Source organism: Tahibacter aquaticus (genome assembly GCF_004363655.1).
GTDB lineage: Bacteria > Pseudomonadota > Gammaproteobacteria > Xanthomonadales > Rhodanobacteraceae > Tahibacter > Tahibacter aquaticus.
This window is the reverse complement of sequence record NZ_SNZH01000019.1, coordinates 19354-44118: the sequence shown is the minus strand read 5'-3', so window position 1 is coordinate 44118 and position 24765 is coordinate 19354. Positions and strand designations below refer to the sequence as shown.

Here is a 24765-nt window from a genome sequence, read left to right as displayed (position 1 = left end):
CGCTGCAGGCGGTGGCCTGCAGCGGCGCGGGTTCAGGCGGCGGGCAGGGTGAATACGCGTACCGAGTCGAGCAGGCCGTTGGCGTAGCCGTCGAGATTGCGGGTTTCATTGGCCTGGATCGCCAGTTCGTCGGCGGTCTGGCGCGTGGACAGGCGAATCTGCTGTGCGCGTGCCTGCAAGGTGTCCGACGCGCGCGACTGCAGGCTGGTCGTTTCCGCAATCGAGCGTACCGAATTCACCAGCAGATCGGTTTTCTCTTCGGTGGAGCGCATCTGCTCGCCGGCGCGTTCGGCCATCTTGCTGATTTCAACGACCTGGGTGATGGCGCGGTTGATCGCTTCGACCGTGTCGATGGTTTCCGACTGGATGGCGCTGACCAGATTGGAAATCTGCTGGGTGGCGCCGCGTGCGCCTTCGGCCAGCCGCTTCACCTCGTCTGCCACCACCGCGTAGGCGCGGCCGGCTTCACCGGCGGCGACCGCCTGCATGCTGGTATTGAGTGCGAGCATCGAGGTACGTTCGGCGATGTTGCCGATGATGTTCACCGTGGTGGTAATTTCCTGCGAACGTTCGCCCAGCCGCTTGATGCGTTTTTCCGTCTCGCGGATCAGATCGCGCGAGGCGGAGATGCCGCCGACGGTCTCGCGCACCGAATTAAGTGCTTCGCGGGTGCTGAGAATGGCTTCTTCGGCGGCGCGGTCGGCCTGGCTGGCCTGGCCGGCAATGTCCTTCAGCGCGAGCGCCGCGTCGGACAGTTCCTGCGACGCCTGCTCGATTTCGCGCGAGCCTTCCGCCGCCACCAGCATGGCCGATGCGGAACGTTCGCGCACGCGGCCCGAGGCCTGCGCCACCTGGTTGGAAATGTCGTTCACGTTACGCAGCACCTGCGCGGTCTGGCCGGTCATGAAGTTGAGCGCGTCGGAAATGGCGCCGGTCACGTCGGTGGTCACTGGCACCTTCACGGTAAGGTCGCGCGAGCTGAGGCGGCTGACCGCCTGCATGATCTCGATCACCGACTGGTTGAGCTGTTCGTTCTCGCGTGCCGCGGCCGCCAGCGTGGCGACGCGCTCGTCGAGCAGGTTGTCCAGTGCGCTGCCCAGTTCGCCCAGTTCGTCGTTCGGTGGCATGCGCGTACGCGCGTCGAGGTCACCGGCGGACAGCTTGGCGATGGTGCTCTGCAAGGTGTCGATGGGGCCGTTGACCGAGCGTGCCAGCCGGTTGGAGAAGTAAGTGGAAACAAGCAGCGTCAGGGCGAGAATGCCGATACCGGCGAACAGCATGTCGCGCAGCAGCGAATTCACCGGCGCGAATGCTTCCGCCTGGTCGATCTTGGCGACGATGATCCAGTCTCGCTCGAGAACCTTCAGCGGCGCGAATGCGCCTACCACAGGCTCGCCGCGGTAGTCGTTGTAGTTGAAGGCACCGGTTTCGCCGCGACGCGCTGCTTCGCCGGCTCGCGAGACCACGCGAACCAGGCCGATATCGCTGTTCTTGGCTTGCGACACCTTGATCACGGCCTCGGGCGTGCCGATGTGCTTGAGGAACTCGCTGTGCTCGCCAGGCGATTCTGTCAGGCTGCGGGTATTGCTGAGCAAGGTGTCGTCGAGGCTGAGCAGATAGGTTTCGCCGGTATCGCCCAGGCCGGCGTCTTTCCAGCGGCTGTCGAAGGTCATGATGCGGTTCACCTGGCTGAAGGGAACCTGGGTGATCAGTACGGCGCTGAGCCGGTTTTCGTTGAACACGGGCACGCCGATGAACAGCGACGCATCGTCGAAGTTGGGCTGGTACTGCCTGGTCGGCGACAGGACGAAACTTTCGGGTTTGCCACCCTCGCGAATCTGCCGGAACAGTTCGCCCATCTCGGTCTTGGCGAAGGGGCCGTTGCTGAGCGAGGTGCCGAAGTCGATGCGCTTGGCATAGCTGTACAGGATGCGGCCGTTGCTCGCGTCGACCAGCACCACGTCGGGGAAGCCGCTGGCCGTGACGAAGCGCACGACGCGTTCGTGGTATGCCGCATGCGCCTTGCCGTAGGCGGAATCGTCGGCCTGCTTCAGTTTGCTTTTTTCACCCAGCGGATTGGGATTGTCTGCCAGGTACTGGTACTGCAGCGCATAGGCCGTGTCGTCGAGCTGTTCCAGGAACGGCTTGACGTCGATGCTGGCGCCGGCGTTCAGCTTGGCATATTCCTGCAGGTAGTCGCCGTTGTAGAAGCGCTGCATGCGCTCGCGGCTCTGGATTGCCGGAACCTGCGCCGACACGGCGCCGATGCCTGCGCTCAGGTCGGAAACCGCATCGACGGTGGCGCGCAGCGAGGCCAGCAGGAGGGTCTGGTCGCGCAGCTCGTTGAAGTACGAGAGGATGCGGTCGGTCTTGTCCACACGCACGGTCACCACCTGCTGCAGCGCGCGCTCGTGCAGGCTGTCGCGGGCAAGATAGAAGGCCAGGCCGCCGATGAGCAGGCCGACCAGCAGCATGGGCACCACCGACAGCAGCAAGGTGCCGTATTGAATGCGTCCGCGCACGTTGCGGAACGCGTTGCCGAGGTTCATGACGATAGCTCCGTCTGGGAAGGCGAAAAGGGCAGGGGAAGGGGGTTCTCGCCACGGCTCAGCTGCAGCAGCCAGCGGTCGAAATCGAAGTCGTACCAGTGCGTGTTCACGCCTTTCCAGGCGTTGTATATAAATTCAGAAATCTGTGCCGGTGCGGTATGTGTGCCGGCACCGTCCTCGCTCAGCTGCAATATCTCGGGTTCGCCGGTGCCCGGCAGGGCGAACGCGCTGGCGGCCGTGCCGATCAGCAGAAGCTCGGACGAGCGCTGCCGCGTGGTTCGGCCCAGGCCGCAATAGCCCAGCAGGTCGAATACAGGTACCAGCTCGCCGCGCAGGTTGGCCATGCCGAAGAACCATGGCGCGACGTTGGGAACGCTGCAGATCGCCATGCCGCGGCGCAGTTCCGCCGGCCGGTCGGCCGGCAGCAGCAGCGGCAGGCTGCCGCCGCTGGTCTGCAGACGTATGCCGCAGCGCAAGGCGTTTCGCGTCTGCACGAGAGGTGGTTCTGCCGCGCTGCCGCTGGCGGCAGCGAGGATGGGCGTTGGGTTCGACATGGCGGCTCGCAAGGCAACGGGGCGATAGCGGCCGCGGTGGCCGCGCGGCGCACTGAGCAGTGCCGTCAGCCGGTGGCGGCGCGGATCGCGTCGACGATGTCGCTCTTGCTGTACGGCTTGCCGACCAGGCCGCGCGCACCCTGCATCTTGGCCCAGAGGTGGTCGGCCTTCTGGTTCTTGGTCGAAACCATCACGATAGGAATGGTCTTGGTCGCCGGGTCTGCCTGCAGGGCACGGCAGGCTTCGTAGCCATCCATGTCGGGCATCACGATATCCATGAGGATGACGCTGGGCTTCTCGGCCTTGGCCCGGTCGACGGCTTCGCGGCCGGTGCCTGCGGTGATCGCCGCCCAGCCTGCCTCGGCAATGATGGCGCGCAGATTGGCGATTTCGGCGCTGGAGTCGTCAACAATCAGTACGGTGCGAAAGCTCATGAGTGATTCCTTGTGCACGGTGGGAAACGAAGCGGGTGGGCGCTTCAGCTGGACGGCCAGGCGATGGCGGGAATGAAGCCGCGTTGCCGCGCCTGGCGCAGGTCGTTATGGCAAAGCCGCGCCACGATCTTGTTGACCGCGGCGTGGAAGGCGGAGAGGTCGATCGGTTTGATCAGGTACATGTCGCAGCCGGCCAGTGCGCCGCGGGCCCGGTCGAAGGCCGAGGAGCGGCTGGTCAGCATCAGTACCGGCAGGCGCTTGGTGGCCGGATTGCGCCGCACGCGCCGGCAGGCTTCGTAGCCGTCGATGGTGGGCATGACGATGTCGAGCAGCATGAAGTCGTAGCTGTTCCGCTGCAGCAGGTCGGCGGCGCTGTCCCAGTCGGCAGCGCCGTCGAAGCTGATGCCGAGTTTGCGCAGGGCGGCATCGAGCTGGGTGCGTACGATCACGCTGTCATCGAGCACCAGCGCGCGCAGGCGCGCGGCCGCCAGCGGCGGCGCCTGTTCGACAGGGGGTTCTGCAGCGATGGCGGGCGCATCGCGGGCCGGTGCGCGGCGCAGTGCCAGCTCGTTGCCGACGATGTCGTCCAGTGTCGCGATCATGTGCGACCAGAGCGTGCGCCGGGACACCAGATGGCGCGCACCGGGCGGGGGCAGCCCATCGATCAGCGACAGCGCTACCAGCTGAGGATTGTGTTCGCGCAACTGGCGCAGCTGCTGCGCCGACTGCGGGTTCTGCGGCTCCAGCAGCGCGATATCGCACTCCATCGCCGAGGGGGCGGCGATATAGCGGAAACGCAGCGAAGTGACGCGGGAAAGGATGATGCCGACGACGCGTTCGTCGCGGGCCGACAGACCACAGGTGGCAACGCGGTAAGCCTGTTCTTTCATCGCTGCCCCCTGGGGTGCCTGTGTCCCCTGCGGATAGGGACGGAACGGTTTTTCGCTGGCGTATGGTCATCGCCGGCGGTGCTGCGGTAGTGCCTGTCTTGTATCGAGTGAACGCCGATGTGTTGCATGGGGTTGCGTCCTGGCTTACTGCTCGCTGGCAAAGGAATCCGGTATTGCAGCGTTTCTTATGCGCTGCCGAATCGATACGCCGATAGCGGGTCGTGAGGGACAACGCTGTCGTCGCAGTGTTGGGTCGAATTGAATGCGCGCGGGGTGGTGCAGGCAATCCGGATTTTCCCTTATTTATCGACAAAGAAAGAAAACAAGTTATTCGCAGGTTTTCACGGTTTTTCTATATTTGAAAATTAACTGTTACATTTCAATGATCGCCAGTTCCTGTGCGCATGCGTATGCAAATTTCGCGTAAATAGGCCGGAAATACGAAAAGTTGATGCTCGGCCAGACAGGGTTGCGTTGTTGCTGATATAGCAAAACAGGTCGAGTTTGGATAGTCGATGAAAAAACATACAAAACATATTTTTTTTAAATACAGGCATAGCAATGTCTTTGCTCTCAATGTTTCATAAACAGACAACAATTCCCTGGCGTTTGGTGGGTGGTTGGCACGCTGTAACCTGCACGTCTTTCGGCTATGCGCTGCCGAATTGTTCGAAGTGGACGGTAAATGGCATATCTGTGCTGTCTCAGCGACACGGCCAAGAAAATTCAGCAAGGATTTCGCCGCGAGGACCAGGCGCAACGAGAGGCGTAGCCGCGCTATGGTGAAAAATTGCAATGAGGTATCGCGGCGAAAGTCACCGGATGCATCCGATGTGGAGAGATAGGTCCGTCCGACTTATGCCGCAGGCTTGGTGCGATCGGCAGGCAAGGCGCGGGCTGGCAGATTGCGGACGTTGCGCCGGAGTATGGCGACGCTGTTGATGCGGCGGGCCGCGCTGGCGGACCGGATCAGTCGCCGCAGCGCGGCGGCCAGCGCGTATCGGGCTGCCGGGAAAGGTCGGTCAGGAACAGTTCGCCGGAGTACGCGCTATCGCGCTGGGCGAACAGCAGGCGGTCGCCGTTCGGCGAATGCAGTGGCCCGACCTGGAATACGCTGTCGTCGGCCGCGATCTGGCCGAGTGCGTTCCAGCGGCCCTGCTGCAGGGCATAGCGGTACAGGTGAGAGCGTGTACCGCGGTCGGCGACGACGACCAGACTGAGCCCGTCACGGGAAATATCGGCCTCGTATTCGTTCGCCGGCGTGCTGAGGGGCGGGCCGGCGTTGGCCACCTGCCAGCTGCCGTCCGGCTGCGGTGTGGCGATATAGATGTCGCCCTGGCCGTGGCCGCCGTCGCGGTCGGAGCCGAAGTACAGGCGGCCGTCGGCGGTTTCCCGCGGCAGCAGCTCCGACGCGGCGGAATTGACCGGTTCGGGCAGCCGCTGAGGTTCGCCCCAGCTGCCGTCGGTGCCGCGGCTTGCCCGCCAGATATCGAGCTGGTCGCTGCCGTCGCGGTTCTGCCGGGTAGAGACGAAATAGGCGCGCTTGCCGTCGAAGGAAACGAACGGGTCGGCGTCCTGCGCGGGTGCTGCGGCGGCGAACGGCGCCGGCTGTGGTTCGGACCAGCCTTCGCGGCCACAGCGGGAGTGGAGAATGCGCCATTCTCTGAATTGTGCAGAACTTCGCATGAAATAGATTTCGCGCCCGTCCGGTGTGAATGCCGGCGATGACTCGAACAGTGCGCTGGCGATGTGCGGCGGCGCCCAGCGCTGCGGCGCTGCAGCCTGGGCGCTGCAGGTCAGTGCCGACAGCACGCAGAAAAGCCGTGTGGTCCCCATCACGCGGTGCCGCTGCGCCGCCGCGGTGCCTGTTGCCGGTGCAGGAAACGCTGCGCCTTGGCGCTGTTGCCGCAGGTGGCCATGTCGCACCAGCGCCGGCGCCCGCTCTTGGAGGTATCGAGGAATACCCAGCCGCAGTCATGGCCGTCGCAGATGCGCAGGCGTGGCAGCTCCAGCTGCTGCAGCAGTGGCAGGGCGCGTGCGCAGACCACGTGGGCGATCAGGTCCAGCTGGGAGGTCTGTGCCTGCCACTGCAGTGCCAGGCCGTCGCCGTGCCGGGCCAGCCGCGCGGCCTGGGCCGCGGCGGCGTGCAGGTTTTCGATCAGGCGCAGGTCGGCGGCGGCGGGCTCGGCCTCGTGCACCAGGGCATACATCACGGCGCACAGGGCTTCGCGCAGGCGCTTGAGCCGCTCCAGTGCGGCCTTGGCCTTGCGCGGATGGGCCAGCGCCAGCCGTTCCAGCCGGGCAAGGTCATTCGCGGCGAAGTGGCCGGTCTGGTGCGCCCATTGCAGCAGGGCGTCGTAGTCGGCCAGCCAGTCGCGCGGTGCGCTGTCGCGCGCGGTCACGCTGTTGACCAGGTCCAGGGCCAGGTCGCCGGCGACCAGGTCGGCGGCGCGGAACACATGCGGTTCGATACGCATAGCTAACCCTTGAAATCAGGTTTACAGGTTAGGTGGCAAAACTCCCCGGGTCAACAGCGCCGGCACCGGCGCGGCGCCGCGTTTCAGCGTGCGGCGAGATCCGTGTCGGCCTGCCAGCCACCGCCCAGGGCGCGGATCAGCGCGACGCTGGCACGCAGCTGGCGCGTGTCCAGGTCGAGTGCGGCGCGCTGCGCGGTCAGTGCCGAGGTCTGCGACTGCACCACTTCCAGATAGCTGACCGCGCCTTCGCGGTAGCGTGTCATGGCGAAATCGAGCGAGCGCCGTGCCGACGCGACGGCGGACTGCTCGGCCTCCGCCGCCGTTTTGTAATGTTGCAGAAGTGCAAGGTTATCTTCGACCTGCTGGAACGCACCAAGCACGACGCCACGGTAGTTCGCGCCGGCCTCGTCCAGTGCCGCGCGGGCCTGTGTCACCTGGGCGCGGCGCTTGCCGGTGTCGAACAGATCGAGCAGTAGCGAGGGGCCTATGGCCCAGGCGGCGTTGGGCGCGCTGAGCCAGCCGCCGGCCTGGTTGCTCTGATAGCCGAAGCTGGCATTCAGGCCTATGGACGGGAACCACGCGGCGCGTGCCACGCCGACGCTGGCGTTGGCGGCTGCGGTGCGCCGCTGTGCCGCGGCGATGTCCGGCCGGCGCTGCAGCAGGGTGGAGGGCAGGTCCAGCGGAATCGCCGGCAGGCGCACGGGTTGGCTGCCGGCGGCGAGGCTGAAACCCGACGGCGACTCGCCGACCAGTGCTGCGATCGCGTGCTCGGCCACGGCGCGCTGTGCCAGGTTCTGCGCCACCTGCGAGCGGGCCATGTCCAGCTGGGTCTGTGCCCGCGCCACGTCCAGGCCCGAGGCGATGCCGGCATCGCGGCGTTTCTGCGTCAGCGCGACGGCCTTGTCGTAGGCGGTCACGGTATCGGCGAGCAGTGCGCCCTGCTGGTCCAGCCCGCGCAGCACGATGTAGTCGTCGGCCAACTCGGCCTGCAGGCTCAGGCGCGCCGATTCCAGGTCGGCGGCGGCAGCAGCTGTGGCGTGATCGCCGGCGGCGACGCTGTTGCGCACGCGGCCCCACAGGTCGAGTTCGTACGCGGCCTGCAGTCCCAGGTCGTAGGATTCGAAAAAACGCGGCGACGACGAGCCTGTTGGTGGCCGTGTCGCGGACTGGCGTTCGCGCGAGGCGTTGCCGCCCAGGCCCAGGCTGGGAAACAGGCCGGAATGCAGCTGGTCGCCATAGGCGCGCGCCTGTTCGTAGCGCGCCAGCGCGGCGGCGAGGTCGGGGCTGTTGGCCTGCAACTGCTGCTGCAGGCGGTCCAGCTCTGCATCGCCATACAGCGTCCACCAGTGTTCCCGCGGCAGGCGGTCGGCCGGTGCGGCGGCGGTCCAGGGGGCCTGTTCCTTGTATTGCGCCGCGGTCGCCACCTCGGGCAGCTGCAATGGCGGTGCCAGGCTGCAGCCGGCCAGGGCCAGGCTCAAGCCCAGCGCGAGCAGGCACAGACGGGAAAAATCAACCTTTTGCATCGGTAGCCTTTGCCGCGGCGGGCGCAACGGGCGCGGCCGGCTTGGCCGCGGCGGTGTCGACGATATGCACGGCATCGCCCTCGGCGACGCCATCGGGAGGCGTCTCGATGACGCGGTCCTCGGCGCTGAGCCCGGTGGCGATTTCCACTGTCTTGCCCAGGTCGCGCGCGATGGTGATGGGCTTGAACGCGACCTTGTCGCCGCTGACCGTGGCGACGCGCAGGCCGCCCTGGTCGAAGATCAGCGCACTGGCCGGAATGCGCAGCGCGGCGGCGTTCTGTGGCAGGGCGAAGCTGACCGTGGCGTAGCCGCCGGGCATCAGTTCGCCCTTGGGGTTGTCGACGCTGAGCTGGATCAGGGTGGTGCCGGTGGCCGCGTTGACTGCCTGGGAAAAGGCTTCGACCTTGGCTTCGTAGCTGCGGCCCGCGTGTTCGGGCACTTCCATCTTCGCCGTGCTGCCCGGGCCTATGCTGCTGGCATAGCTTTGCGGCACGTTGACGTAGATGCGCAGGCGCGAGGTGTCGGATACCACGAACAGCTCGGCGCCGCCGCCGCTGCCGCTGATCAGCGCGCCGACGTCGGTCTGGCGCGCGGTGATCACGCCGTCGAACGGCGCCACGATGCGGGTGAAGTTCTGGTTGGCCTGCAGCCGCTCGACATTGGCCTTGGACGCATTGACCAGGGCGCGCTTGGCCTTGAGGTCGCCGTTCTTTTCGTCGACTTCCTGCTGCGACACCGAGTCCGAACCGAGCATGGACTGCCAGCGCCGCGCCGTGGTCTCGGCCAGTGCCGCGTTGGCTTCGGCGCTGGCCAGGTCGGCCTTGGCTTGCAGCAGCTGCTGTTCGACGTCGGGCGCTTCGATCTCGGCCAGTAGCTGGCCGGCTTTCACAGGTGTACCAATATCCACTTTCCAGCTTTTCAGATAACCGGACACGCGGGCATGGATGGGCGCGCGCGCATACGCTTCGATGCGGCCGGGCAGCTGCAGCGCGCTGGCGTCGCCCGAACCCGCTGGCGAAACCACGCTGACGCTGGGCGTGGCCTGGGCCTGGGTCCATTCCTTCAGGCGCGCATTGCCCGAGGCGCGCGTGACCAGGCCGACGGTGACGACGAGGGCGGCGGCCACGGCAATGGCCAGGCCGGCAAGCTTGAGGCCGCGGCGCGGCGGCGAGGTATCAGGCGACATGGGGCTCTCCAGGCGCGCGCGACTCGGCTTTCTTGCCATGGCGCGAGTGCACGATGCTGAAAACGACGGGAACGAAAACCAGGGTGGCGATGGTGGCGAAGATCAGGCCGCCGACCACGGCGCGACCCAGCGGTGCGTTCTGCTCGCCGCCTTCGCCCAGGCCCAGCGCCATCGGCGCCATGCCGATGATCATGGCCAGGGCGGTCATCAATACCGGACGGAAGCGCACGAAGCCGGCTTCCAGCGCCGCGGCGACCGGATCGCCGAGCACATCCAGGCGTTCGCGCGCAAAGCTGATCACCAGCACGCTGTTGGCGGTGGCCACGCCCATGCACATGATGGCGCCGGTCAGGGCCGGTACCGACAACGTGGTAAACGTGGCAAACAGCATCCAGACGATGCCGGCCAGCGCCGCGGGCAGGGCGCTGACGATAACGAAGGGATCGCTCCAGGACTGGAAGTTCACCACGATCAGCAGGTAGATCAGCACGATGGCGCCGATCAGGCCGTAAGTGAGGCCCGAGAACGCCGAGTTCATCGTGCGCACCTGGCCGAGCAGATGCACCTGGGTGCCCTTGGGCAGGTCTTTCTCGTGCGCCTTGACGGTGTTCTGAATGTCGGTCGCGAGCGCGCCCAGGTCGCGCCCCTGCGGCGTGGCATAGATCTGCACCATGGACTGGATGTCGTACTGCGACACCACGGCGCTGGCCATGCCGCGCTGGATCTGCGCCACGCCGCCGAGCAATTGCGGCGCGGACGCGCTGGCCGAGGTCAGCGGCACGTTGCGCAATGCGTCGAGGGAATCCATGTCGTACTGCGGCGTCTGCATCACGATGGGGTATTGCACGCCGTTCTGTGGATTGAGCCAGAACGTCGGCGCTACCTGCGAAGAACCGGCCAGGTTGACCACCAGGCTGTTGGTCACGTCGCGTTCGGTCATGCCGACGTACTGGGCGCGGTTGCGGTCGACGTCGACCTTGAACACCGGGCTGTCGGCCGACTGCTGAATGCGGGCATCGGCCACGCCGGGTATGCGCCGGATATCGCGCAGCAGTTTTTCCGCGTAGGCATAGTTGGCTGCGGCATTCGGCCCGCGCACCTGCAGGTCGATCGGCGCGGGCGCGCCGAAATTCAGGATCTGGCTGACGATGTCCGCCGGCAGGAACGAGAAGGTGATGCCGGGGAAACGTCGCGGCAGTTCCTCGCGCAGCTTGCGCACATAGTCTTCGGTCGGCGCGTGGCCTTCGCGCAGGGAGATCTGGATGTCGCCGTCCTGTGTGCCGATGGTGCCGGTGTTGTTATAGGCCATGTTGATGCCGGACACCGGCATGCCGACATTGTCGACCAGGGTGCCCAGTTCGTCGGCGGGAATGATCTCGCGGATGGCCTTCTGGATCTCGGCAAAGCGGTTCGCGGTTTCCTCTACGCGCGTGCCGACCTGGGCGCGGGCATGCATGAGAATCTGGCCCGCATCCACCGAGGGAAAGAAATTGCGGCCGAGGAAAGGCAGCAGCAGGAACGAGGCAAGCACCACGGCCATGAAGCCGAGCACGAAGCCGCGCCGGTGTAGCAGGGCCAGGGTGAGCAGGTCGCGATAGCCTTCGCGGAAGCGCTCGAAGCGGCCTTCGAAACGGCGCTGGAAACGCACCAGGGCGTTGCCGGAGCGTCCCGCCTCGGTCTCGTTGCCGTGCATGTCGGTATGCGGTGCGTGTGGCTTGAGCAGGTACTTGGCCATGGTCGGTACCAGCGTGCGCGACAGCACGAACGACCAGGCCATGGCAAACATCACCGACAAGGCCATCGGCACGAACAGGAAGCGCGCCACGCCTTCGAGGAAGAACATCGGCACGAACACGATGCAGATGCACAGCAGGGAAACGAAGGCCGGCGTGACGATCTGCTGCGCGCCGTCATAAATCGAGGCTTCCACTTCCTTGCCTTGTTCCAGATGCCAGTTGATGTTCTCGATGGTCACAGTGGCATCGTCGACGAGAATGCCTACGGCCAGGGCCAGGCCGCCCAGGGTCATGATGTTGAGGGTTTCGCCGAAGGCTGCCAGCGTGGCGATGGCGCCGAGTACCGACAGCGGAATCGACACGGCGATGATCACGGTCGAGCGCCAGCTCCCGAGGAACAGCAGGATCATCAGGCTGGTCAGCGCTGCAGCGATCATGCCTTCCTTGGCCACGCCGCCGATGGCATTGCGCACGAACAGCGACTGGTCGCCGATGGGCTTGATTTCGAGGTTTTCCGGCAGGCCGGGCTTGATCGCCTCGGCCATGGCCTTGATGCCGTCGATGATCGCCAGCGTCGAGGCCGAGCCGTTCTTGAACACGGTCAGCAGCACCGAGCGATTGCCGTCGACGTGGACCACATTGGTCTGCGGCGGGTTGCCGTCGCGCACGTTGGCCACGTCGCGGATGGTGACCAGCGCACCGGCGACGGTCTTGATCGGCATGGCGGCGATGGCGTCCAGGTCGGATGGCGCGTTGTTGAGCTGGATGGTGTATTCGAACGCGCCGATCTTCTGCGTGCCGACCGGCGTGATCAGGTTCTGCGCCGCCAGCGCAGTGGCCACGTCCTGGCCGGAAAGGCCGCGGGCCTGCAGCGCGGCGGGATCGAGGTCGATCTGCACCTGGCGCGATTTGCCGCCGAAGGGGAAGGGCACGGCGGCGCCCGGTACCGTGACCAGGCGCGTGCGCACCACGTTGGTGCCCAGGTCGCCCAGGGTCTGTTCGCTCATGCCCTTGCCCGACAGCGCCAGCTGCAGGATGGGTACCGTCGAGGCGTTGTAGTTGAGGATCAGTGGCGGATTCACGCCGGGCGGCATCTGTCGCAGCAGGGTCTGCGAGATGGCCGTCACCTGCGCGTTGGCCATGTTGATATCGACCGTCGGCTGGAAAAAGATCTTGATGATGCCGAAGCCGGTATACGAATTCGCCTCGATATGTTCGATGTCGTTGACGGTCGTGGTCAGCGCGCGCTGGAACGGCGTGGTGATGCGTCCGGACATCGCGTCGGGCGGCAGGCCCGTGTACTGCCAGACCACGCTGATCACGGGAATCTTGATTTCCGGAAAAATATCCGTAGGCGAACGCAAGGCCGCCAAGGGGCCTACGATCAACAGCAGCAGCGCCAGCACCACGAAGGTGTAGGGACGCTGCAAGGCGACGCGGACAATGCCAAGCATGCAGAGGGCCGGTAAGTAATGGTGCGCTGCACTAGTATGCGTCGGCATGCCGGATACCAAGCTCCGGCCTCAGTGAAGATTTATTTAAGGAACTTGCGCTGCGCTGCAGCGATTCGTACCGCGCGGCGACAGGTGCGTGCAGGCCGATGAAGCGTGGTTGGCAACGCTTGTCAGGGCAGGATCGTGCAAGTCGGAGTGGAGTGGTTTCGACGTTTGTCTAGGGTCGGGCGAAGGCCCGAATGTGTCGACGTCGCCTGACTGCGATTGGGATGCCTACGTCGTAGGGGGAGTGGCGGCGCGAAAATCGTGTTTCGAGGCGCGTTGCAGGGCGGTCCCCTCACCCTCGACCCTCTCCCCGACGCAGTCCGCGGAGCGTGAGGTTTTCATTTTCATCGGCTAAGGCAGTCCCCGGCGATACGGTCTCTTTTTCCCAAGGTTTGCTTTTCCGGGATATTCAATTTTTCGTTTCTAACGAAATACAAAATGCTTGCTCCGGGTTTTTGGGCCCCTCTCCCCCCAGCTCGCTGGGGGCAGGTGAGGCGGCAGGCATTCCCGCAAACGGCATAGACAGGTCATTGGCGCAGATCGGGTGTGCGTGAGTTCAGCAAAAACCGCAATGTCAGGCACGGCGGCATCATCCAGACCCAAAAACCATCACCCATTCGCCGCCGACTCATTCCCGCCTACCACTTCCAGCTGCCCGCCCGCCGCGCGCAAGCCGGCCTTGGGCCTGCCGACGTAAAAGCCCTGCGCATAATCAACGCCGCAATTGCGCAGGGCGCGCAGGATTTCCGGACGGTCGACGTATTCGGCCACGGTGATCTTGCCGATGGAGTGGGCGATGCTGGTGATCGCCGTGATCACGGCCAGGTCTACCGGGTCGGTCAGCAGGCCCTGGGTGAAAGAGCCGTCGATCTTGAGCATGTCGACGTCGAGGTGTTTCAGATGGGTGAACGAGGAGAAGCCGACACCGAAATCGTCCAGCGCGAAGCGGCAGCCGAAGGCGCGCAGTTCGGTGATCAGGTTGCGCGCGGCATCGAGGTTGTTGAGTGCGCCGGTTTCGGTGATTTCGAAGGCGACGGCGCGTGGATCGATGTTGTATTCGACCAGGCGGTCGGTGATGAAACGGGGCAGGTCGGCCTGGCCTATGGATTGCGCCGACAGGTTGATGGACACGCCGACCGGCGGTTCCTGGCTGGAGTTTTCGCGCAGCGCCTTGAAGGCATTTCGAATGACCCAGCGGTCGATGTCGCCGATCAGGCTGAAGCGCTCTGCCGCGGGCAGGAAGGCCGAGGGCGCGACCAGGCTGCCATCTGCATCGCGCAGGCGGATCAGCGCTTCGTAGAACACGCGCTGCTGCTGATGCCGGCGCAGGTGGCGCGCCCACAGCGCACCGTGCTGCTCGGGCAGGGCGTCGTAGTCGATCTGGCGCATCGGCAGTATCGGCTGGAAACACAGCACGAACTGGTCCAGGCGCAAGGCTTCTTCCAGGCGTGCGCTCCAGCCCAGCTCCACGTCCATCATGGCGCGCTGGTCGGCGTCTTCGGCGAAGAGGTGAACCTGGTTGCGGCCGTGGCGCTTGGCCAGGTGCAGGGCGATGTCGGCGTTGGCCATGGCCTCGGTGCGCGAGGGCGTGTGCTGGTCGAGCACGGCGACGCCGATGCTGACGCCGACGCGATAGCTCTTGCCGCCGTAGGCAAACGGCGAGCCGACAATGGCGCGGCGGAAATCGTCGGCGATGGCATGCGCCCGTTCCAGGTTCACATTGCGCAAAATCACCGCGTATTCGTCGCCGCCCATGCGGGCGAGATGGTCGGAGCCGCGCAGGCGCGACGACAGGCGCCGGCTCATGTCCACCAGCAGCTGGTCGCCGGCGGTATGGCCGGCGGTGTCGTTGATGTATTTGAAGCGGTCGAGGTCGAGGAACAGCAGGATGGAGATCTGCTCAGTGCGCTTGAGACGCGCGACTTCCTGTTCCAGCTGGGTCTCGAACCAGCCGCGGTTCTTCAGCTTGGTCAGCGCATCGTGGCTGGCCTGCCAGCGCAACTCCTCTTCCAGCATGCGGCGCGAGGAAATATCGCGGAAGGCCACGACAGAGCCTTCGCGGCGGCCGTCCAGGTTCAGCGGATAGACCGTGCATTCCACCGGCATGGGCCGGTTGCCGCGGGTCCAGAACACCGACTGCCAGCCTGGCACCTGGCTGCCCTGGGCATAGGCCTGCGACAGGAAACAGCTGGCCGGCGTGGTCGGCGTGCCGTCTTCGAAGGCATAGTGGAAAAGTTCATGCGCGCTGCGGCCGATGAATTCCTCGGTGCGGTCGTAGCCAAGCATGTCCAGTGCGGCCGGATTGACGAACTGCATCAGGCCGCGTGCATCGACGCCGTAGACGCCGTCGCCGACCGAAGAGAGGATGCTTTGCAGCCGGCGCCGTTCCGCGTCCACCGACTGGCGGTTCTGCACGGCGCGGGCGAGCGAGCCCAGGCGGGCGAGGAACAATTCCCGCGCCTCGCTCTTGAACAGGCATTCCAGCGCGCCGGCAGCGAGCGACTCGTTGATCACGCGGTCGGAATAGGTGCCGGTGATGATGGCGGTGAGCACGCCGGTCGTGCGCGCATCGTCCTTGAGCCGGCGTACCAGTACCGGGCCTGGATCGCCCGGCATGAAGTAGTCGACGATCGCAATATCGAAATTGCCGGCCTGGGCCTTGGCCCAGCCGTCTTCGACATCGTTGGCGGTCTCGACCACGTAGCCCTGTTTCATCAGCAGGCGGCGGAAGGCGGTGCGCACCGTAGCGGAGTCATCCACGAACAGGATGCGCAGATGCGACTGGCCGCCGATATCCAGATCCTGCGGTTGTGCCGCGGGGGCGAGCAGTTTGCTCAGTGCGTCGGCGCATTCGCTGTAGTCGCTCCACAGCAGCATGGCGCTGCTTGGGCGCTTCATCATCCAGTTCACGGCGCCGGCATCGCTGCTGTCGGCCAGCAGCAAAACCGCGAGATGTTCGAATTCCTCGCGCCGCAGCAGGGCAAACAGCTCGTCGGCGAGACTATCGGCGAGTTCCGGCCAGCCCAGTACGATGGCGCGCAAGGCGCTCACGGTTTCGCCCTGGCGGCGGAGTATCTCCAGCGCCTGGGCGTAGTCGTTGCTTTCGGTAACGTCGAAGCCCCGCGGCGCCAATAGCGTGCGGACCGCCCGCCGGCGCGTGGCCGAGGCTTCCAGCAGCAATACCCGATCCATCCCCCGTCCCCTGTACCGCTATACCCCGGCCCCTTTCCCCCCAGGGTTTGCGCAGCGTAAGGCCCAGCGGCCGCGGCTGCAAATTGGCCGTATGGAGCCGGCGGGCTATGATCCCGGTTTTTACGATCCAACCGGGGAGCAACAGGCCATGACGCAGCCGCAGGAAGACAATCTGATCTGGATCGACCTGGAAATGACCGGGCTGGATCCGGACAACGATTCCATCCTGGAAATTGCCACCCTGGTGACCGACAAGGAACTGAACGTGCTGGCGGAAGGCCCCGAATTCGCCATCCGTCATCCGCTGGCCCGGCTGGAGGCGATGGACGACTGGAACCGCAACCAGCATCGCAAATCCGGCCTGTGGCAGCGCGTGATCGAATCGGAAATCGAGCTGGGCGTGGCCGAGGCGCTGACCATGGACTTCCTGCTGCGCTGGCTGCCCGCCGGGAAGTCACCGATGTGCGGCAATTCAATCTGCCAGGACCGGCGTTTTCTCTACCGGCTGATGCCGCGCCTGGAACGTTTTTTCCATTATCGCAATCTGGATGTTTCCACCCTGAAGGAGCTGGCGCGGCGCTGGGCGCCGGAAATCGCCAAGGGTCACGTCAAGGACTCGGCCCACACGGCGTTGTCGGATGCGCGCGATTCGGTGGACGAGCTGAAATACTACCGCCAGTTCATGGGCCGGCTGGCCGGGGCGGGCGGCAACGCGTAGGCGCGGATTTTCTTTTGCGTCTTTTTCGCGAGGCGGCTCAAAATAGAATTTTTCACAGGCGGAGCGCCGCGGCCGGCGCTCCGCTGGCGCTTCAGTGCTCGGCAGTGAAGCCGAGCAGCTGAGTTGCCTCTTCCAGAAATGCCTTTTCCCGCGGCTGCAGGCGTCCGTCCGCGGCGGCCAGTCGGTACAGGGCGTCGTGCAGCTTGTGGGCTTCGCCGCCGCCGCGGGGATAGACCGCCAGGAAACGCTCGATCTCGCTGCGCAGCTCGATCTCGCGCTTGCGCCCGCGCGTGAAGGCCCGCTGGGCGAGGTCGCGGCCACGCGCGGACAGTTGTAAATCTTCCATGAACTGATTGACGAACTCGGCTTCGTGCGAGGTGACGATGCTGTCCACGCCAGCCAGATAGCCGAGCAGGCCGAAGAACACCTCGACCGAAATGACCTGCTCGGGTTCGAGCTTGCCACCGCCCAGCAGTTCGCCGATCGAACTGCCCAGATCGCGCAGCAAAGCGCCGAAGCGGCTGCCCTGTGCCGGGTTTTCGCCATGTGCCATGGTTGTGTCTCCGTAGTGGGGATGGGCGATCTATGGCGCATGCTGCGCCAGTCGCGCCGGACTGAAAAGAGGGCCGTGCCGACGCCCCTGCACAGATACGCAATTCGGCAATCGATCGCCTCGCGCGTGGCCAGCCACACGCTGCGGAACGGATTGCCCGCACGGCTGCGGTCGCTGGCTTCCCTCGCGGCGATATGCTACGAATGCACTGTCATGGCTTCGTTCTGTCGCCTTGGCATGGGGGAACGCAGGTGCAGGGTGGAGCCGGGATTCCATGCCGCATCTGTATTCATCAGTCCCTGTTCGGATGCCGGTTTCTAGGGGGAAACGCATCGTGAATGTGGCATCTGCAACACCGTCTCCATCCGGCAAGCGGGCAGCGGGCCTGCGTCATGCCGCCGGCACCTGCAGCATCCGGTGCCGCTCCTGGCTGCCAGGCCGAAGTCCTTTTGGCCTCGCCCGTGTTTTGCATTCGCGACATCGAGGTAGCCGCTCCGGCTTTGCCTGACCGGCGTTGCCCGGCGTGTCCTCTTGCGCGCCGTCCTGCGGCGGCGTGCCGGTAATCCAGTAAACCTGAAACAGCAGTTGCGTTGGGGCACCGCGCAGCGGCGCCATCGGTCTTCGGCCGGTGGCGATGCCGTTGGCGGCAATCAGATCAGCCGTAGAAATGTGGGGATTTCGAATGATCAAGAAGCTTTCATTGAGCGCCGGCCTGGCGCTGACGCTGACCGCGTTGGCGGCATCTGCCGGTAGCGGCGTGGAGTCGGTAACGTCGGCAGCGCTGACGGCTACGGGCAAACCGGCGCTGACGGAACAGGTGCCGGTTACCGAGGCTTATCCGGGCATAGTCCCGAATGCCACGACGAACTACACCTTCGCCACCGGAACTACCGGGTCGCTGGCCGATATGAGCACGGGCACGACCCAGCTGCTCGCGGCCAACCTCGACGACACCGCCTCGCCACTGACCGACATCGGTTTCGACTTCTTTTTCCAGGGTGCACGCTTCACCCAGTTCTCGATCAACGAGAACGGCGTGCTGCGCCTGGGTGCTGCCGCGCAGGCCGGTTCGCCGTACCAGCCGCTGGCGCAGACGAATATCCCGCTGATCACGGCCTACGGCGCCGACCAGCGCACGCATCTGGGCGACGGCAAGGTACATTTCCGCGTTACCGGCACGGCGCCTTCGCGCACGCTGACGGTGGAATGGCTGAACAACCAGTCGAACTTCAATAGCGGCGGCACCGCCGACCTGACCTACCAGGTGCAGCTGCACGAAACCACCGGCTCGATCGGTTTCGTCTACGGCAGCATGACCATGAGTACGGCTGGCGCGACCAGCACCGATTCGCAGGATCCGCAGATTGGTTTTTCCTCGACCAACACGGCCGGCAATGTCGGTTCGGTCGATGCGCCGCTGACGGGCACGCCGGCACCGAGCTACAACGGCGCCTCGGCCACGCCGGTCAACAACCTGTACAACGCCGCCGGCCCGATCACCGTGCTGACCTCGGCCGCGAACGGTGCGCGCCGCACCTTCGATTTCACGCCGCCGGTGCCGACCGCGCCGACCGCGCTGAACTTCAGCGGCGTCACCGCGCTCAGCACCACGCTGAACTGGACCGACTCGCCGGATGAGCTGAGCTACGTTGTATACAACTCCACTGACGGGGTGAACTTCACTTTCGCCGGCACGGCCGCGCAGAACGCTGTCACCGCGACCTTCAACGGCCTGACCCCGTCGACGAACTACACCTGGCGCGTGTTCGCCGTCAGCGAAGGCGCCCTGAGCACGGCCTTGTCCGGCACGCAGGCGACGCCGGCTCCGGGCAATGTGAGCTCGGTCGCCGGTGGCGGCAACTGGAGCAATCCGGCCACCTGGGGCGGCGGTGCCGTTCCCAACGCTGCCGACAACGTGACCATCGTCGCGGGCAGCCCGGTCGTCATCGATACGGCAGCCGTGGCGCTGAGCCTGACGGTCAATTCTTCGGCCACGCTGCAGTGGGATCCGACGGCAGCACGCACCCTGGTCGTGGGCACTTCCGTGCTCAACAACGGCATCTTCGAGGCGCCGGCGACGGGTACGGTCACCACGCATGTGCTGACGGTCGGCACCAGCCTGACCAACAACAACACGCTGGATTTCAGCACCAACGGCAATACCGCCGGTGCCGGCATCGTGTTCACCGGTGCGGCCAACAGTACCTTCGGCGGCAGCGGCGCGACCACCGATGTGCGTGCGGTCACGGTCAACAAGGGTACGAACAGCACGCCGACCCTGGAACTGAACCCGGCCAGCTTCACCGTGCAGGGCGTGGCCACCGATTCGGCCGGCTTCCTGACCCTGAGCAACGGCACCTTCAAGCTGTCGGGCTCGTTCACGGCGACCAATCGCGTATTCACCACCGCGGGCTACAGCATCGGTGCGACGACCGGTTTCTGGCTCAACAATCCCAACTTCGTCGTTGCCGGCCAGAACGGTTCGGCTACGGTCGCCGGCCGCCTGCGCGTGACAACCGGCATCTACAACGTCGGCACGGCCACCGGCAATTCGATCGGCTTCAGTGCGGGCTCCAACATCAACATCGAAGGCGGCAGCGTCAACGCGGCCGGACGCTTCGGTGTCGGCGCGTCGGCCACCGCATTCACCTACACCCAGAGCAACGGCACCATCACCGTCTGCACGTTCGGTAACACCTCGACCACGCTGGGCTGCTTCGACCTGGGCACTTCCGCCGCGGCGACCGTCGCCATCAGCGGTGGCACCATCGTCTCGCAGCTGGCCAGCACGGCGGCTTCGGGCCCGCGCGACTACCGCCACCAGGCCGGTACCGGCGCCGCCAGCATCACCGGCGGCACGCTGCAGATGGGCAATGCGAGTTCCGGTGCTGCCAAGATCTTCACCATCGCCGGCGCAACACCGAATCTCGTGGTGACCAACACGTCGGCCAACCACACGGTGAATTTTGCTGCGCCGTCGGGCATCAACAATGTCTCGCGCAATATCACCATCAACGCCGGCGCGATCCTGAACACCGGTAACCAGGTGTTCCTGTTCAACGGCAGCAATATCACCAACAACGGCACGCTGACCTCGACCGGTGCCAGTGCGCGCTTCATCACCTTCCTGGTCGGTACCCCCATCACCTACCAGGGCAGCGGAACGGTGACGGCGCCGATGAACAGCCTGGAATTGCAGAACGATCTTGCCTTCACCTTCGATCCGGCGGTGAGCAATGTCGTCACCAACCGCGTGATCATCTTCAGCGGCAGCTTCGTCAATGCCAACAAGCTGACCCTGGGCAGCGGCGGTACTTCCACCGGCATCGTGCAGATCGGCAACACCACCACGCCGACCGGCGGCGGCACCTTCGACGTGGCGCCGGTGTTCAATCTCGGCAGTGGCGGTCAGACCATTTCCTACCTGCGTACCGTGAATTCCAAGACCACCGGTCCGGAAATCAATCCGGCGCGAGCGCTGACCAACCTCAGCTACGACGACGACAATGTGGCCCACTCGCTGACTCTGGCCGGTGGAGACCTGACCGTCGCGGCCACGCTGGCGCTGACCAATGGTCCTGTCGTGACGGGTAGCGATACGATCCTTGTCGGCGGCACCGGCTCGGTCACGCGCACTACCGGCTATGTCGACGGCTATCTGGGCAAGACCTATACGGCTGCCGGCAGCAAGACCTTCGAAGTCGGCACTTCGACGGGCTATTCGCCGGTGACTGCGAACGCCACGGTGGGCACGTTCCCGCTGGCGGTCGAAGCGACCGCGCTGACCGGCAAGCTGCCGAACTTCGCACCGGCGGACAAGACCATCGATCGCTACTGGCGCGTGCTCGCACCCGCCGGCACCACTGCCGACCTGGGCTTCACCTATGTCGACGGTGACGTGCCCGGCACGGTCACCGAAGCGAACCTGCATGTATACAACGGTACGCCCAGCCCGCCGACGGTCTATACCGACCTGGTCGGAACCATCGCGCCCGCGACCAACCTGGGCAGTGTCAGCGGCGTGACCGGCTACGAATACTTCGGCCTGGCCGAAGCCGGCGGCGGCACGTCGGCCGATCTGGCCATCAGCAAGACCGACGGCGTCACCACGGTCGATACGGGCGGCAGCCTGACCTATACGATCACCGTGACCAATCCGGGCAGCATCGCCGTGAACGCCGCCAACGTGGTCGAGTCGCCGGGACCGGACCTGACCTGCGGCGCATGGACCTGCTCGGCCTCGGCCGGCAGCAGCTGCGGTGCGGCCTCCGGCGTGGGCGTGATCAATGACGCGCCCAGCGTGTTGCCTGGCGGCACGGTGGCCTATTCGCAGAGCTGCACCGTGGCTACGGTCAGCGTGGCGACCAATGTCAGCAACAGTGTGGTGGTGAACCTGCCCTCCGGCCTGATCGATGCGACGCCGTCCAATAACGTGGCGACCGACATCGACGATCTGGTGCGTCTGAGCAATCTGTCGATCACCAAGACCGACGGCACCGGCACGGTCAACGCCGGCAGCAGCGTGATCTACACCATCACGGTGAACAATGCCGGACCGAACGCGGCCTCGACGACGACGACGGATACCTTCCCGACCGAACTCACGGGCTGCACCTGGACCTGCGCTGCAACCGGCGGCAGCTGCGCCGCCAGCGGCGCCGGCAGCTTCGCCGATTCGGGTTCGCTGTCGAGCGGCGGCAGCCTGGTCTATACCGCGACCTGTACTGTGTCGCCGGCCGCCAGCGGCACCCTTGCCAATACCGCCAGCGTGGCGGTGGGTGCGGGCGAGCGCGATACCGATCCGTCCAACAACAGCGCCACCGATACCGACACCGTGATCCAGCTGCCGGATGTGGCGGTGACGATCACCGACAACCGCCAGTTCGTGCGCGTCGGCGATTCGCTCAACTACGTGATCCGCGTCAGCAACCCGGCCGGATCGGCCACGGTGACCGCAGCGGTCAGTGACGTGTTGCCGAGCGAGCTGTCGGGCGGTGCCTGGACCTGCAGCGGCACCGGTGGCGCGACCTGTGCCTCCGGCACCGGCAACACGCTGAGCGACAACGCCGTGCTGCCGGGCGGCAGCGAAGCGGCCTATGTCTACTCGGCCACGGTACAGCCGGGCAGCCCCGACGGCATCATCACCAACACGGCGACGGTGACGGCGGCGGGCGATCCGAACCCGGCCAACAACAGCGCAACGGATACGCCGCAAGACATCATCGTCATCTTCAAGAACGGCTTCGAGACGGCACCGATCACCCTGGTTCCGGATGGCGTGGGCAACGAAAATGGCTTTGTCGGCGGCTTGCTGCGCGTCGATTCGGCCTTGCTCGGCAGCCTGGACCTGGCTCCGGTCGCGGTCGCCACTGGCTATAGCGATACCGGTGCCGAGCTGTTCACGCTGGAACTGGCCCGCTTCAACCAGCAGGTGATGCTGCGCAGCGTGCTGCGCGATGCCAACGGCCTGGCCGAACGCAGTGCCTGGATCGCCATCGATCCGGCCCGCCACGGCATCGAGTTTGCCTGGCAGGCTGCCTCGGGCGATGCGCAGGACGGCTACCTGCACCTGGCCGGCGGCAACACCTCGCAGACCAGCGGCAACCGCGCCGAGCGCGGCAAGCTGGCCACGCTGGCGGTCACGGCGCAGCAGAATCTGCCCTGGCTGAGCCTGGTGACCAACGCCAACTGATCAGTAGCGCAGCAGTTTTGAGCCCGGGCTGGTCCCGGGCTCTTTTTTTTGGGCGAAGGGCAGGGCGGCAGGCGGCCTTGGCCCATGGTCGTAATACCCTGGCGCGGCGTCGGGGCTGGCTTACAATGCGCGCCTTTCGTCAGCAGACCGCCAGCGACCGTGAGCACGATCAAGCAGGAAGACTTCATCCAGAGCATCGCCGATGCCCTGCAGTACATCTCGTACTACCACCCGGTCGACTACATCAAGAATCTTGCTGCCGCCTACGAGCGCGAAGAGTCGCCGGCGGCGCGCGATGCGATGGCGCAGATCCTGATCAATTCGCGCCTCTGCGCCGAAGGCCACCGGCCTATCTGCCAGGACACCGGCATCGTCACCGTATTCCTGACCATCGGCATGGACGTGCGCTGGCAAGCCAGCCTCGGTGTCGAGGAGATGGTCAACGAAGGCGTGCGCCGCGCCTACAACCATCCGGACAACAAATTGCGCGCCTCGGTGTTGGCCGATCCGGCCGGCAAGCGCAGCAACACCCGCGACAACACGCCGGCCGTGGTGAATATGCGCGTCGTGCCGGGTGCCCAGGTCGACGTCATCGTCGCGGCCAAGGGCGGGGGCTCCGAGGCCAAGTCCAAGTTCGCCATGCTCAACCCGTCCGATTCCATCGTCGACTGGGTGCTCAAGACCGTGCCCACCATGGGCGCCGGCTGGTGCCCGCCGGGCATGCTCGGCATCGGCATCGGCGGTACCGCGGAAAAGGCCATGCTGCTGGCCAAGGAAGCGCTGATGGAGCCGATCGACATCCAGGACCTGATCGCCCGCGGCGCCACGAATCGCGCCGAAGAGCTGCGCCTGGAGCTGTACGAGAAGGTCAACGCACTGGGCATCGGCGCACAGGGCCTGGGCGGCCTGACCACGGTGCTGGACGTGAAGGTGCTGGACTATCCCACCCACGCCGCCAACCTGCCGGTAGCGATGATTCCCAACTGCGCGGCCACGCGACATGCGCATTTCGTGCTCGACGGCTCTGGCCCGGTGGCACTGGAACCACCGTCGCTGGACGATTGGCCCACGCTCACCTACGACGCGTCCAAAGGCCGTCGCGTCAACCTGGATACCATCACGCGCGAGGAAGTCGTCAGCTGGAAGCCGGGCGAGACCATCCTGCTCAACGGCAAACTGCTGACCGGCCGCGATGCGGCACATAAGCGCATGGTGGAAATGTTGAACAAGGGAGAAAAGCTTCCGGTCGACTTCGCCAACCGCTTCATCTACTACGTCGGCCCGGTCGATCCGGTGCGCGACGAAGTGGTCGGTCCGGCTGGCCCGACCACGGCCACGCGCATGGACAAGTTCACCCGGCAGATGCTGGAGCAGACCGGCCTGCTGGGCATGGTCGGCAAGTCCGAGCGCGGTCCCTCGGCGATCGCGGCGATCCGCGACAACAAGGCCGTCTATCTGATGGCGGTCGGCGGTGCGGCCTATCTCGTGTCCAAGGCAATCAAGGCCGCGCGCGTGCTCGCCTTCGAAGACCTGGGCATGGAGGCGATCTACGAGTTCGAGGTCAAGGACATGCCGGTCACCGTGGCGGTGGACAGCAGCGGCAGTTCGGTACACGAGACCGGGCCCAGGGAATGGCAGGCGCGTATCGGCAAGATTCCGGTGGTGGTGGCTTGAGCGGTTCGCTGCGCTGAGCGCCGAGCAGGGGCCATTGCAGGATTGTCGGAACTACGCCTGCCTGCGCAAGGGGAAGGCGTAAAGCGCT

General features: G+C 65.4%; 15 protein-coding genes. 3 read left to right on the top strand and 12 right to left on the bottom strand.

Translation table 11 applies throughout. The annotated features are described in order from the left end of the window. Positions 1 to 32: 32 nt before the first annotated feature. The 10 genes from DFR29_RS24325 to DFR29_RS24280 all read right to left on the bottom strand — a co-directional run bounded on the left by DFR29_RS24325 (position 33) and on the right by DFR29_RS24280 (position 16040). Entirely contained in the window at positions 33 to 2549 is a 2517-nt protein-coding gene (locus tag DFR29_RS24325; RefSeq protein WP_133821247.1) for a methyl-accepting chemotaxis protein, read from the bottom strand. Then, on the bottom strand, positions 2546 to 3103 hold the full coding sequence (locus tag DFR29_RS24320) for a chemotaxis protein CheW (protein ID WP_133821246.1): 558 nt from the start codon (positions 3101 to 3103) through the stop codon (positions 2546 to 2548). Before DFR29_RS24320 ends, DFR29_RS24325 begins: the two co-directional genes overlap by 4 nt. 65 nt (positions 3104 to 3168) lie before the next feature. Further along, the gene (locus DFR29_RS24315; RefSeq protein WP_133821245.1) at positions 3169 to 3537 is read right to left on the bottom strand and encodes a response regulator; all 369 of its coding nucleotides are present in this window, start codon (positions 3535 to 3537) and stop codon (positions 3169 to 3171) included. A gap of 44 nt (positions 3538 to 3581) precedes the next feature. Further along, positions 3582 to 4427: a response regulator gene (locus tag DFR29_RS24310; RefSeq protein WP_133821244.1), complete on the bottom strand. Its 846-nt coding sequence runs from the start codon at positions 4425 to 4427 to the stop codon at positions 3582 to 3584. Between the two features lie 969 nt (positions 4428 to 5396). Further along, positions 5397 to 6266: a TolB family protein gene (locus DFR29_RS24305; protein WP_208113706.1), complete on the bottom strand. Its 870-nt coding sequence runs from the start codon at positions 6264 to 6266 to the stop codon at positions 5397 to 5399. After that, positions 6263 to 6904: a CGNR zinc finger domain-containing protein gene (locus tag DFR29_RS24300; RefSeq protein ID WP_133821242.1), complete on the bottom strand. Its 642-nt coding sequence runs from the start codon at positions 6902 to 6904 to the stop codon at positions 6263 to 6265. The genes DFR29_RS24305 and DFR29_RS24300 overlap by 4 nt, the downstream gene beginning before the upstream one ends. A gap of 83 nt (positions 6905 to 6987) precedes the next feature. Next, positions 6988 to 8427 carry an efflux transporter outer membrane subunit gene (locus DFR29_RS24295; protein ID WP_133821241.1) on the bottom strand — a complete coding sequence of 480 codons (1440 nt, stop codon included), beginning with the start codon at positions 8425 to 8427 and terminating at the stop codon, positions 6988 to 6990. Continuing rightward, positions 8414 to 9613 (bottom strand): efflux RND transporter periplasmic adaptor subunit, encoded by a 1200-nt coding sequence (locus tag DFR29_RS24290; RefSeq protein WP_133821240.1) that lies wholly within the window; start codon positions 9611 to 9613, stop codon positions 8414 to 8416. Before DFR29_RS24290 ends, DFR29_RS24295 begins: the two co-directional genes overlap by 14 nt. Beyond that, positions 9603 to 12803 (bottom strand): efflux RND transporter permease subunit, encoded by a 3201-nt coding sequence (locus DFR29_RS24285; protein WP_133821239.1) that lies wholly within the window; start codon positions 12801 to 12803, stop codon positions 9603 to 9605. The genes DFR29_RS24290 and DFR29_RS24285 overlap by 11 nt, the downstream gene beginning before the upstream one ends. Positions 12804 to 13457: 654 nt before the next feature. Beyond that, the gene (locus DFR29_RS24280; protein WP_133821238.1) at positions 13458 to 16040 is read right to left on the bottom strand and encodes a GGDEF/EAL domain-containing response regulator; all 2583 of its coding nucleotides are present in this window, start codon (positions 16038 to 16040) and stop codon (positions 13458 to 13460) included. A 148-nt stretch (positions 16041 to 16188) separates the two neighbouring features. Between DFR29_RS24280 and orn the strand changes: the two genes are divergently transcribed. After that, positions 16189 to 16758: an oligoribonuclease gene (orn, locus tag DFR29_RS24275; RefSeq protein ID WP_133821315.1), complete on the top strand. Its 570-nt coding sequence runs from the start codon at positions 16189 to 16191 to the stop codon at positions 16756 to 16758. Positions 16759 to 16849: 91 nt separating this feature from the next. Here the strand turns inward: orn and DFR29_RS24270 are convergent, their stop codons facing one another. Together DFR29_RS24270 and DFR29_RS29415 are read right to left on the bottom strand one after the other, a co-directional pair. Continuing rightward, on the bottom strand, positions 16850 to 17311 hold the full coding sequence (locus DFR29_RS24270) for a TerB family tellurite resistance protein (protein WP_133821237.1): 462 nt from the start codon (positions 17309 to 17311) through the stop codon (positions 16850 to 16852). 390 nt (positions 17312 to 17701) lie between these two features. Continuing rightward, positions 17702 to 18001 carry a hypothetical protein gene (locus DFR29_RS29415; RefSeq protein ID WP_166654312.1) on the bottom strand — a complete coding sequence of 100 codons (300 nt, stop codon included), beginning with the start codon at positions 17999 to 18001 and terminating at the stop codon, positions 17702 to 17704. On the opposite strand from DFR29_RS29415, the gene DFR29_RS24265 reads away from it, so the two are divergent. Both DFR29_RS24265 and DFR29_RS24260 read left to right on the top strand, forming a co-directional pair. Further along, entirely contained in the window at positions 17994 to 23003 is a 5010-nt protein-coding gene (locus tag DFR29_RS24265; protein WP_166654311.1) for a beta strand repeat-containing protein, read from the top strand. The two genes, DFR29_RS29415 and DFR29_RS24265, sit on opposite strands and share 8 nt — an antisense overlap. Before the next feature lie 159 nt (positions 23004 to 23162). Beyond that, entirely contained in the window at positions 23163 to 24677 is a 1515-nt protein-coding gene (locus DFR29_RS24260) for a fumarate hydratase (protein ID WP_133821235.1), read from the top strand. Positions 24678 to 24765: the final 88 nt, after the last annotated feature.